This window comes from Micropruina sp., from assembly GCF_047606365.1.
Taxonomy (GTDB): Bacteria; Actinomycetota; Actinomycetes; order Propionibacteriales; family Propionibacteriaceae; genus Micropruina.
In genome coordinates this window covers 1-12093 of the sequence record NZ_JASGEN010000134.1, presented here as the reverse complement: position 1 = coordinate 12093, position 12093 = coordinate 1, and the positions used below count along the sequence as shown (strand labels likewise).

Below are 12093 nucleotides of genomic sequence, written 5' to 3'. Positions count from 1 at the left end.
ACCGGACGGCCCGGGCGCGACCACCGGGCCGCGTCCGGCGGTGCTGACCGCGATCGCGTCGGCGTCCGCGTCGTGCAGCCAGGCCGGGGTGGTCGGTCCGGCGACCCCGTTGTAGGGCAGCGCGACCAGTGGCAGGCTGCTCAGCTCGGGCACTGTGGCGGCCGCAGTGATGGAACGCTGCAGCACGCCGGTCGCCCGGTTCCTCTCGGCGCCGAGCACGTCGGGGTTGGCGAACAGGGTGCGGGCGCCGCGATCCTTGGGCAGCGCGCGGAACCGTTGCAACCAGGCCTGAGCGACCGCCTGCCCGGTGCCGGGCCGGGTCTCCTTGCCGTCGACGACGTTGTAGCCGTCGGCCATGTCGATGACCTCGTCGATCAGCGCCGGGTCGACCAGCCAGGACATGCCCGAGCGGCCCGCGACGCCGAGCAGGGTGTTGAGCCGGCCGTTCAGTTCACCGAGCAGCCGTTCGTCGGCGAACACGTTGGGCCGCACCTTGGTCGGCGCGGTCGACAGCAGCACCACCGAGGCCAGCGGCAGCCGCTGCTTGGGTTTGGTGACGTAGAAGGTGCGGGCCTGGCTGAGCACCTGGAAGTTGCTGGAGGCGTCCGCGGTGCCACGGACCTGCACGCCCAGCAGGTAGATGTTGCCCGGGTTGGTGAAGCCCAGGTCGCTGAGCTTGCCGCGCACGGTGAACTCGGCCCGCGCTCCGGGGTCGAAAGCCTGGTCGGGAGCGGTGATGGAGAAGTAGTGGTCAGAGCTTCGGTAGAGCCGCACGCCCCAGGTCTGGGCCTGGCCGCTGAGCACCGATTCGAACGCGGCCGGTTCGGTGATCGGATCGAGCGAGCGCCACAGGATGGCCCGGACGCCGAACGCGGGCTGGGCACCGATGTTGGTGACCGTTCCGCGCAGCACGGCGGTGGCCTTCTTGCCCGAACCGGTGGTGCGCAGGCTGGTGAGTTCCACCTTCAACTGCGGCACAGCTGCCCGGGCAGGGGCGGCAGGAGCGACCAGCACCACGACGACGGTGATCATCCAGGCCAGCACGAGCGCGAGCTTGGCCGGGAGGGTGCGGGTCACCGTCCCATCGTAGGGTGCGGGTCGCGCCCTATCCGGCAGGAGGCGGGCGGGCCCTCCCGGTAGAGTGTCGCGACGTGTCCGAGCCGACTTCTGCGCAGCGCGCCGCCCTGGAGCAATTGCGTACCTCGTCGGCCACGGTGACGAGGCTGGCGACGCTGTTCGCCGACGCCGGTCATGAGCTCTACCTGGTCGGCGGACCGGTGCGTGACGCGGTGCTCGGCCGGACCGGCAACGACCTGGACTTCACCACCTCGGCGCGTCCGGACGAGATCGAGCGGCTGCTGCGGCGGCTGACCAACGCGGTCTGGGACATGGGCCGGGATTTCGGCACGATCGGCTGTGCGGTGCCCGACGACCGGCCCCCATCGATCGGGTCCGCTCCCGTCGAGGCTGCCGAAGCCCCCAAGCTGGTGCTCGAGGTGACCACCTTCCGCTCCGACGCCTACCAGGCCGACTCGCGCAAGCCGTCCGTGGTCTTCGGCGATCATCTCGGCGGTGACCTGGTGCGCCGCGACTTCACCGTGAACGCGATGGCGCTGGACATGGTCAGCGGCGAGTTGCTGGACCCGTTCGGTGGCTTGGCCGATGCCGAGCACGGGGTGCTGATGACGCCGTCGACCCCGGAGCTGTCGTTCAGCGATGATCCGCTGCGGATGATGCGGGCCGCCCGGTTCGCGGCCCAGCTGGGCTTCCGGCCGGCGCCCGCGGTGGTGGCGGCGATGACCGCGATGGCCGACCGGATCACGATCGTGTCGGCCGAACGGGTCCGCGACGAGCTGGTCAAGACGATCATGGCGCCCAACCCGCGGGTCGGGCTGAACCTGCTGGCGGTGACCGGGCTGGCCGCCCACGTGCTGCCCGAACTGCCGGCGCTGCGGATGGAGCGCGACGAGCACAACCGGCACAAGGACGTCTACGAACACACGCTGACCGTGCTGGAACAGACCATCGACCTGGAGCCGCGGCTCGGCGGCCCCGACCTGATCGCCCGGCTGGCGGCGCTGCTGCACGACATCGGCAAGCCGCGGACGCGACGGTTCGAGGCCGGCGGCAAGGTGTCGTTCCACCACCACGACGTGGTGGGCGCCAAGATGGCCACCAAGCGGATGCAGGCGCTTCGGTTCCCCACCGACCAGATCAAGGCGGTGGCCAAGCTGGTCGAGTTGCACCTGCGGTTCCACGGCTACGCGGACGCCGACTGGACCGACTCGGCGGTGCGCCGCTACGTGCGCGACGCCGGCGACCAACTGGACCGGCTGCACGTGCTGACCCGGTCGGACTGCACCACCCGCAACGCCCGCAAGGCGGCCCGGCTGCGCACCGCCTACGAGCAGCTGGAGTGGCGGATCGACGAGCTGGCCAAGCAGGAAGAACTGGACTCGATGCGTCCCGACCTGGACGGCACCCAGATCATGGCGATCCTCGGCATTCCGCCCGGTCGGGACGTCGGACAGGCCTACAAGTACCTGCTGGAGAAGCGGATCGACGAGGGTCCGCTCGGCGAGGAGAAGGCGCGTGAGGCGCTACTGAGCTGGTGGGCCGAGCGTCAGGCGACGACCCGGGAGCCATGATGACGCAGTCCGACCAGGTGACCCCCGCCGAGCCCAGCCGGCTCCAGCGGGTGACCTGGGAGCTGTGGCTGATCCTCGCCTGGGTGCTGCCCTTCGGCCCCGCACTCGCCTCGGTGAAGATCGACGGGATGAGCGCGCTTCTCATCGTGCCCGCGTCCCTCGTGCTCGGCCCTGCACTGGCGCTGCTCACGCTGTGGCCGCGCCGGACGCTTCGGCGCGCGGGGCACTCGGCCGCACCGTTGCGGCTGGTCCCGTTCCTCTACGTGCATTGGTGGGCTGCCCTGTGCATGCCCCTCGGCATGACCAGCGGCGCCCGGTCCTCGGTCTCCCCGCTGGAGATGATGCTGCCGGGCACGTTGCCGCCATGGGTGAACCAGCTGATGCTGCTCGGCGGTGGCCTGGTGGCGTTGACCAGCTGGGTGCTGATGATGCTGGCTGCGTTCGGCGACCCTGCCGCACCCGCGCCGACCGTCGAGCGCCGCTGGCGGCTGGCCGGCTGGCTCGCGGTGATCGTTCCACCGGTGCTCGCGGTGGCGCTGGTCTGCGCGGGCCTGTTCGGGCCGGCGTTCGCGCGCGACGCGGCCGGCGGGAACGGGTTCGATGTCGCGCTGATGCGACCGGCTGAGCGTGTCGCCCGGACAGCATCGGTCTACGAGGCGATGCAACGACAGACCAGTCCCGCCCGCGAACGGATCGCCCGTGAGGGCTGGTCGTATGAGGTCGGCCTGAACTGGCGGCCGCACCTCGGCGATGAGCGACAGTCGATGTGCGCCGCGGGGGCGTTCGACTGCTTCACGGTCACGGTCAACGCCGTTGCGACCAAGCCCTCGGCGACGTCGGACGCGGCCGTCGCGGAGGCGGTGGCCTGGCTACGAAGCGAGGGTTGGCAGGAGGATCCGGACGGAGCGGACAGCGACCGTGCGGCGTTCGTCCGCGACGGCTACCAGCTTGCGATTCGGAGTACCGAACTGCCCGGAACAACCACCCAGAGCTGGAGTGTCGGTATCGAATCTCCGCCGCTGTGGGGTGCGGACCGCGAGATCAGAACCACCGTGCCGACGTTCTTCGAGCAGTATGGGACGAGTCGCGGCCGCTCCGTGGAGACGTACCGATTCGATATCTGGCCGGCGATGCAATGATCCGCACTGTCGCTGACGCGCGGTGACCTGCTTCAGGTAGCGAGGCCGTCGCGGTCGGCCCATTCCAGGAGTTGGTCGATCCGGAACGACTCGTCGTCGATGCCGGCATGCAGGTCGCCCAAGTCGGCGAACCGGGCCGGCACGGACGCCAGGGTGAAGTCGCGCGGGTCGAGGTCGTCCAGCTCGTCCCAGAAGACCGGGGTCGAGACGGTGCCGGTCGGGGTGCCGCGAACCGAATAGGCGCAGGCGATGGTGTGATCGCGGGCGTTCTGGTTGAAGTCGACGAAGATCTTCTTCGGATCGCGGTCCTTGCGCCACCACACCGTGGTGGCGTCGTCGCAGCGCCGCTCCACCTCGCGGGCGAAGGCCAGCGCGGCCCGTCGCACCTCGCCGAACCCCCACTCCGGCTCGATCCGGACGTAGATGTGAAAACCCTTGCCACCAGAGGTTTTCGGGTAGCCGGTGATGCCCAGCTCGTCCAGCACCTGGTGGGCGAGGTGGGCCACCCGGCGAACGCCGGCGAAGTCGGCGTCCGGCATCGGGTCGAGGTCGATCCGCCACTCGTCCGGCTGCTCGACGTGGCCGCGCCGACTGTTCCACGGGTGGAACTCGACCGTCGACATCTGCACCGCCCAGATCACCTGGGCCAACTCGGTGACGCACAACTCGTCGGCGGTGCGGCCGAACCGCGGGAACCACAGCTCGACGGTCTGCACCCACTCGGGTGCCCCGCGCGGCAGTCGCTTCTGGTGCACCTTCGGGCCGGCCAGGCCGTCCGGGAAGCGGTGCAGCATGCAGGGCCGTTCGCGCAATGCCCGGACGATGCCGTCGCCGACCGCCAGGTAGTAGTTGACCAGGTCGTGCTTGGTCCAGCCGGTCTCGGGGAAGTAGACCCGGTCGGGGTTGGTGACCCGCACCACCCGGTCACCCACCTCGATCTCGATCGCAGGACTCGCCATGCGCCGACCGTAGTAGGGACCGGTCCAGTTATCCACAGCTCCGGGCGGCCGTCAGCTGAACGAGCCGTCGGGATTCACCCGGAACACATCCACCTTCACCTCGAGGGTGGAGTTCTTCGCTTCGGTGAACACCACGCCCTTCAGCGGGGAGACGTCGCGGAAGTCGCGACCCCAGGCGGTGACGATGTAGCGGGAGTCGGCGAAATGGTCGTTGGTCGGGTCGAGGTCGATCCACTCGCCGCCGGGCACCAGCACCGAGGTCCAGGCGTGGGAGGCGTCCGAGCCCTCCAGCTTCGGCTGGCCCGGCGGCGGCGAGGTCTCGACATAGCCCGACACGTACCGGGCGGGCAGGCCGATGCTGCGCAGGCAGCCCGCCGCCAGGTGGGCGAAGTCCTGACAGACGCCCTTGCGCAGCTTCAGGAGCTCGGGCAGCGTGGTGCGCACCGACGTCGCACCGAGCTCGTACTTGAAGTCGCGATAGATGGTCGCGTACAGCGACTGCAGCGCGTCGCCGAGCGGACGATCGGCCCACAGGATGCTGTCGGCGTAGGCCCGCACCTCCGGACCCAACTCGACCAGATCGGACGGCAGCAGGTACTCGGCGCGCTCCATCGGGTCGGCCTCTTCGCCGACTCGCACCGCGGCGTCCGCGACGGTGAAGGCGTTGAGCGACTCCATGCTGGGCCGCGGCCACGCCACATCCACGAACGCGGTCTTGGCCACCACCAGCTCGCGGTGCGGCGTCCGGATCTCGACGTAGAAGCTGTGATTGCCGAAGTGATCGACGTGTTCGGTGAGTACGTCGGGGTCGGGCGAGACCACCACGTCGTTGGACAGCACCTGCTGCGACCAGGTCTGCAGCGGGCGCAGGAAGCCGCGCTCGTAGCAGGCCTCGACGTCGTCGTCGTAGCGGTAGATCGTCGAATGCCGGACGCGGTACCGCCGCGGCGCGTAGTGATCGGGCGCGGCCGGCTGCTCGGTGATCGGCTCAGTCATCGGCCACCTGCCAGGGGCTCGACCAACCCGCGGTCTGCGGACGCCGCGGCGCCTGCCGGGAGAAGTGCAGCGAGGTCAGGTCGTCGGACAGCCGGCGGAAATCCTGTTCGAGTTCACGCAACCGGGAGGTCAGCGCGGCCGTCTCCAGCAGTTCCTCGGGCTGGACGGCGCCCAGCGCCTTGACCAGCGCGAGCGCCTTGGCCGCGGACGCCTCGTCGCCGAGGAGGGCCAGATCGGCCGCCAGCGATTCGGCCTGGTAGAGCACCGAGCGCGGGTTCGCCCGATCGAGCAGCAGCAGTTCGATCGCCGACTCCAGGGCCAGCGTCGGACCGGTGCCGGCGGCTGCCCGGCGGCGGTGGGTGATGATCGACTCACCGGCCCGCAGCACGCCCTCGACCACCAGATCCTCGACCTGTCGATCCGTCGTCTCAGCGAAAGCGCTGGTCAGCACGGACAGGGTCAGCTGGGCCCGCTCCATCCGGCAGCCGGCGTCCAGGAAGGCCCACGACTCGTCGCGCACCATGCTCTGGGCGACGATGCCGGCGAGCGCCAGCAACGACTCCAGTACGTCGGCCAGCAGCGGCTGCAGCTGGTCGTCGTCGTCCGGGGTGTCGTCGAGGGTCTGCTGCAGGCGTCCGAGCACCGACCAGGTGTCGACGCTGAGCAGGTCCCGGACGTGCTGGGCGGCGTTGATCACCTGGGTCGCGCAGTGCCGGACGGTGCCGGTGCGCGAGCCGTCCAGCAACACCTGACGCAGGTAGCTCAGCGACGAGCCGTCCTGCCGCAGCGACGCGGTGCCGCTCACCTGGGCCAGCGTCTGCAGCAGCGCCTCGGTGGCGCGGGCGCCCGGCGTCCAGGTGCGGTGGGAGTTGTCCTCGGCGAAGTCGTCGACCACGGTGAGCAGCCGGGCGGTGCCCTCGGCGCGTTCGGCGTAGCGACCCAGCCAGTACAGGTTGTCGACCACCCGCGGCGACAGTCCGGCGGAGCGGGCCAGCAGCACCGGTGCCGCCACCCGGTCACGGGAGGTCGGGGTCAGCTGGTCGGCCTCGCTGGAGATCACCCAGACGTCCTTGGCCAGCGCGCCGCTGTAGTTGGAGACGGTGTGTTCGCCGACCCGGGCGGCGACCCGGCCCAGGCCGCCGGGCAGGAAGCGGTAGTCGTCGTCATGGGCGACACCGAAAGCGCGCAGCACGAACCGGCGCGGCTCCAGGCCGGCGCGGGTCACCACCGGAGCGGTGGAGAGGTGCATCCGTTCCTGGCCGCACCAGGCCCAGGGTTCGGCGGCGATCCGGGACGCCAGTTCGTCGCGTTCCTCCGCGGTCAGCTGCCAGCCGTAGCGCAAGGCACCCGACGCCCGCGAGATCGGCTTGATCACCAGGTTCTCCAGGTTGGCCAGCACATGGGACCGGTCGGCGTCGCGTCCGCACCACCAGGTGGCCGGCATCGGCAGCCGCAGTTCCTCGCCGAGCAGGGCCTCCGCGGCGGCGCTGAGGTGGGCGGCCAGCCCCGGATTCTCCAGGACGCCGGCGCCGATCGGGTTCACCACGGCGACCGTCCGGTTCCGGGTGGCTTCGATCAGCCCGGGAATGCCGAGCTGGGAGTCACCGCGCAGTTCCAGCGGGTCGGCGAAAGCGGCGTCCACCCGGCGCAGCACCACGTCCACCTGTTCCAGCCGGTCACCGGCCCGCAGCCACACCTTGCCCTGGTGCATCACCAGATCGTCGGCCTCGACCAGCGGAAAACCGAGCAGGGTCGCCAGGTAGGCCTGTTCGAACGCGGTCTCGCTGTTCGGCCCGGGGGTGAGCAGCACCACCCGCGGCGGTTCGGTGGCGGACGGCGAGGCGTCCTGCAGGGCGGCGGTGAAGGTCTGGAAGAAGCCACGCAGCCGGGCCAGCGGCATCGACCGGTGCACACCGGCCATCACCCGGGAGATGATCCGCCGGGTCGCCATCGCGTAGCCGGGGCCGGACGGCGCCTGGGTGCGGTTCGAGATCACCGTCCAGCGGCCCTCGGGGTCGCGGCCCAGGTCGGTGGCGGCGATCACCAGCTGGCGGCGTCCGGGTGCGCTGATGCCCTCGGTCTGCCGGATGTAGCCGTCGTGGGCGAGGATCACCTCGGGCGGAACCACCCGGCGCCGCAGCAGCTGCTGCTCGCCGTACAGGTCGCCCAGGACCAGATCGAGCAGCCGGGCCCGCTGCCGCAGCCCCGCCTCCAGGTCGGCCCACTCGGTGGCGCCGAGCAGCACCGGGATCGGGTCGATCGCCCAGTTCCGGCTGCCGGCCAGGCCGGTGCCGTAGGTGACGCCCTCGTCGGCGGCGAAGGTGCGGGCCTCGGCGCGGGCCGCCTGCAGCCCGGCCATGCCCATCGCGTCGACGGCGGCGCCGAGCGCGGCCTGGTCGGCGCGCAGGCCGGTCGGGGTGACCAGCTCGTCGATCACGCCGGGACGCAGGCGCGCCCGGTAGTCGTCGAGCACGCCCGATTCGACCGAAACGGCTGCGGACATGGGGTTCACCTTAGGGGGACGGCCAAAGGCCGGTGCGGTCGCGCCAATCCGTGGCTACGTCGGACCGGTGCGGAGATCCCGGCGTTCGCCGGGATGACGGGGTGGCTCAGTGGTTGCCGGGGGAGTAGCGGCGCAGGTCGAGGGTGCAGGGGTATTCGGTGCCCATCGGACCCGACAGCGCCTCGGCCGCCGGCCACGAGGACGTGTCGACCGACCCGGCGGTGTGCCCGTGGAGCTGGAACCGCGCGGCGCGGCGTGACTCGGCCTCGACCGCGTTGACCGGGTAAGTGTCGTAGTTGCGGCCACCCGGATGCACCACGTGATAGGTGAAACCACCCAGCGAACGGTCGTTCCAGGTGTCGACCAGGTCGAAGACCAGCGGCGAATGCACCCCCATCGTCGGGTGCAGTGCCGACCACGGCGCCCAGGCCCGGTATCGGACACCGCCGGCGAACATGCCGACCGTGGACGGCTCGTCGTCGCCGCCCAGCGCGGTGCCCCAGCCGCCGTTGGCGATCGGGGTGAGCGGCACCGGGACACCGTTGCAGGTGACCACGTGCCGTCCCTCGATGAATCCGGACGCCGCCAGCTGCACCCGCTCGACCGACGAGTCCACGTAGCGGGCGGTGCCGGTACCGGTGGCCTCCTCGCCGAGCACATGCCAGGGCTCGATCGCCTGCCGCAGCTCCAGGTGGACGCCGGAGATCCGGGTCTCGCCGAGCCGCGGGAAGCGGAACTCCAGGAACGGGTCCAGCCAGGCCGGGTCGAACCGGACGCCGGGCGCGGCCTCGGCCAGCCACTCGTTGACGTCGGCCACCACCTCGCGCAGATCGGACGCAGCGAACGCCGGCAGCAGGAACCGGTCGTGCAGCCGGGTGCCCCAGCGGATCAGCCGGCCCCGGTAGGGACGGGCCCAGAACATCGCCACCAGGCAGCGCACCAGCAGCGCCTGGACCAGCGCCATCCGGGCGTGCGGCGGCATCTCGAAACCGCGCAGCTCCAGCAGCCCGAGGCGTCCGCGCTGCGAGTCGGGCGAGTACAGCTTGTCGATGCAGAACTCGGAGCGGTGGGTGTTGCCGGTCAGGTCGGTGAGCAGGTGCCGCAGCAGCCGGTCGGTGTTCCAGGGCAGCGCCGGGCCGCCCCACGGCGGCGCGAACTTCTCGGCGTCCGCGGTCACCCGGTCGAGTTCGGCGAACGCGATCTCCATCTCGTACAGGGTCTCGAACCGGCCTTCGTCGAACCGCGGCGCCTGCGAGGTGGGGCCGATGAACCGTCCGGAGAACACGTACGACAAGGCCGGATGGTGCTGCCAGTAGGTGATCAGCGAACGCAGCAGGTCGGGTCGGCGCAACAGCGGCGAGTCGGCCGGGGTGGCTCCGCCGAGGGTGAAGTGGTTGCCGCCGCCGGTGCCGGTGTGGGTGCCGTCCAGGTCGAACTTCTCGGTGGCCAGCCGGGTCTGCCGGGCGTCCTCGTAGAGCGAAAGGGTGAGGTCGCGCTGCTCGGCCCAGTTGCTGGTCGGCTGGGTGTTCACCTCGATCACGCCCGGGTCGGGAGTGACCGACAACGTCTTGGTGCGCAGGTCGAACGGCAGCGGGTAGCCCTCCAGCACCACCGGCAGCTCCACCGCGGACGCCGCGGTCTCGACCACGCTGAGCAGTTCGAGGGCGTCCTCGAGCTTGGTCAGCGGCGGCAGGAAGACGTACAGCCGGCCCTCCCGCTCTTCGACGCACAGGGCGGTGCGCGGCGAGTCGGCGATGTCCTGCACGACCGCCTCGGGCGGCTCGCCCTCCACGATCAGCGGCAGCAGCCCGGTCATCTCCAAGGCGGAGCGCTCGGGTTCCTCCGGCGGCTCATGCCAGCTCAGCGACGACAACGGCAGCCGCAGTCCCATCGGCGAGGTGCCCGGGGTGAGGAACAGGTGCCGCCGGCGGGGACGCCACTGCGCGGTGCCCCAACGGCCCTCATCGGTCAGCCGGAACACCGGCACCACCCAGCCCCGCGGACGACCGGGGTTCGCGTCCAGCTCGGTGACCTTCGCGGCGCGCGCCTCGGCGTCGGCCAGCGCCGGATCGTCAGGTTCCAGGTCGGTCGCCGGCCGCTCGTCGCCGAGCGGGCGCTGCGCCTCGACCAGCAGATCGGAAAGGGCGTCCTCGTAGGCAGGCACGACGTGGCCGCTGGGGATGCCCAGCCCGCCGGCGATGTAGGCGGCCAGATCCCGCACGCCGGTCTGCGCCTCGACCGAACCGGGTTCGACGCACGGCTCGTCCCACGGGTTGGCCAGCAGCGAGCGATCCTCCCAGATCGGGATGCCGTCGGTGCGCCAGGTGATCGCGATGTTCCAGCGCGGCAGATCCTCACCCGGGTACCACTTGCCCTGACCGTGATGGACGACGCCGCCCGGTGCCCAGCGCTGCTCCAGCCGGGCTGCCAGTTGCTGGGCCAGCGCCCGCTTCTCCGGGCCGTCGGCGGCGCCCTCCCACTGCGGGGTGGCGGTGTCGTCGGCGGAGACGAAGGTGGGCTCGCCGCCCATGGTGAGCCGGACGTCGCCCGCGGCCAGCAGCTCGTCGACCCGCTCGCCCAGGGCGTCCGCGGCCGCCCATTGGGCGTCGGTGTACGGCTTGGTGACCCGCGGATCCTCATGCACCCGCTGCACCGTGTTGGAGAACGCCATGGTCACCTCGACCGGCGCCGTGGCCCCGGTGATCGGTGCCGCGGACGACGGATGAGGCGTCGCTGACAAGGGAATATGCCCCTCGCCGGCGAACAACCCGGAGGTCGGGTCGAGGCCGATCCAGCCGGCACCGGGGATGAAGACCTCGGCCCAGGCGTGCAGGTCGGTGAAGTCCTCGGTCGGCCCGGACGGCCCGTCCAGCGCCTCCACATCGGAGGTCAGCTGGACCAGGTAGCCGGAGACGAAGCGTGCCGCCAGGCCGGCCTCGCGCAGGATCGAGACCAGCAGCCAGGCCGAGTCGCGGCACGAGCCGAGCGCCTTGGCCAGCGTGGTGTCCGGGGTCTGCACGCCGGGCTCCATCCGGACGGTGTAGGCGATGTCGGCCTGCAGCGCGGTGTTCACCGCGACCAGGAAGTCCACCATCCGCGGCCGCTCGTCACCGCTCAACGCGGCGTAGGGCTCGGTGATGTGCTGCTGCACCCACTGCCGGACCAGCGGACCGGGACCGCCGTCGGCGGATTCGTCGACGCGGCGCAGGTAGGGCTCCAGGTCGGCGCGCAGGGCGTCCGGATAAGTGAAGGGGTACCGCTCGGCATACTCCTCGAGGAAGAAGTCGAACGGGTTGATCACCGTCATCTCGGCGACCAGGTCGACGCAGATGTCGAGCTCCTTGACCGGCTCGGGGAAGACCAGCCGGGCCAGGTAGTTGCCGAACGGGTCCTGCTGCCAGTTGATGAAGTGGTTGCGCGGCGACACCGTCAGCGAGTAGGCGGCGATCGGCGTCCGGGAATGCGGCGCCGGTCGCAGCCGGACGGTGTGCGGAAACACCTTCACCGGTTCCGCGAAAGAGTAGGTGGTGCGGTGTTCGAGGGCTACCCGGATCGTCACCTGCGTGAATGTACTCGGCGGGTGCCGCACCGGTCACCCACCTGAGGCTCCCGAAACCTCACTGAAACGCGGACAGGGTTCACCGGTAATCTGACCGGGTGACTTCTCAGGAACCCGAAGACACCCCGGACGACGCCGCGACGCCGGAGACCGAGCCGACCCAGCCGCCCGTGCCGCCGGCCCGCCGGCCGCGCACCCGCTGGATCGCCGCGCTGGCCTTCCTGGTGGTGGCGGGTCTGATCGCCGGCATCGCTTGGCTGCTGCGGCCCCAGGCGGAGAGTTCCGCGGT

At 71.0% G+C, this 12093-nt stretch carries 7 protein-coding genes and 1 pseudogene; 3 read left to right on the top strand and 5 right to left on the bottom strand.

Going from position 1 to position 12093, the window contains the following annotated elements; all coding sequences use genetic code 11:
- Positions 1-1077: pseudogene (locus tag QM624_RS15630) on the bottom strand (hypothetical protein); the annotation flags it as partial.
- A 74-nt stretch (positions 1078-1151) separates the two neighbouring features.
- Between QM624_RS15630 and QM624_RS15625 the strand changes: the two are divergent.
- Positions 1152-2648, top strand: coding sequence for a CCA tRNA nucleotidyltransferase (locus tag QM624_RS15625; RefSeq protein WP_415093447.1), 1497 nt, complete (start codon positions 1152-1154; stop codon positions 2646-2648).
- Entirely contained in the window at positions 2648-3787 is a 1140-nt protein-coding gene (locus tag QM624_RS15620; RefSeq protein WP_415093445.1) for a hypothetical protein, read from the top strand. Before QM624_RS15625 ends, QM624_RS15620 begins: the two co-directional genes overlap by 1 nt.
- Before the next feature lie 32 nt (positions 3788-3819).
- Here the strand turns inward: QM624_RS15620 and ligD are convergent, their stop codons facing one another.
- The 4 genes from ligD to QM624_RS15600 all read right to left on the bottom strand — a co-directional run bounded on the left by ligD (position 3820) and on the right by QM624_RS15600 (position 11804).
- Positions 3820-4746, bottom strand: coding sequence for a non-homologous end-joining DNA ligase (ligD, locus tag QM624_RS15615; RefSeq protein ID WP_415093443.1), 927 nt, complete (start codon positions 4744-4746; stop codon positions 3820-3822).
- A gap of 51 nt (positions 4747-4797) precedes the next feature.
- The gene (locus QM624_RS15610; protein WP_415093441.1) at positions 4798-5742 is read right to left on the bottom strand and encodes a transglutaminase family protein; all 945 of its coding nucleotides are present in this window, start codon (positions 5740-5742) and stop codon (positions 4798-4800) included.
- Positions 5735-8245, bottom strand: coding sequence for a circularly permuted type 2 ATP-grasp protein (locus tag QM624_RS15605; protein ID WP_415093439.1), 2511 nt, complete (start codon positions 8243-8245; stop codon positions 5735-5737). The genes QM624_RS15610 and QM624_RS15605 overlap by 8 nt, the downstream gene beginning before the upstream one ends.
- A gap of 106 nt (positions 8246-8351) precedes the next feature.
- Entirely contained in the window at positions 8352-11804 is a 3453-nt protein-coding gene (locus QM624_RS15600) for a DUF2126 domain-containing protein (protein ID WP_415093437.1), read from the bottom strand.
- 98 nt (positions 11805-11902) lie between these two features.
- Here QM624_RS15600 and QM624_RS15595 point away from each other — a divergent pair.
- The coding region (locus QM624_RS15595; RefSeq protein ID WP_415093435.1) for a hypothetical protein at positions 11903-12093 on the top strand (191 nt) is incomplete at its 3' end.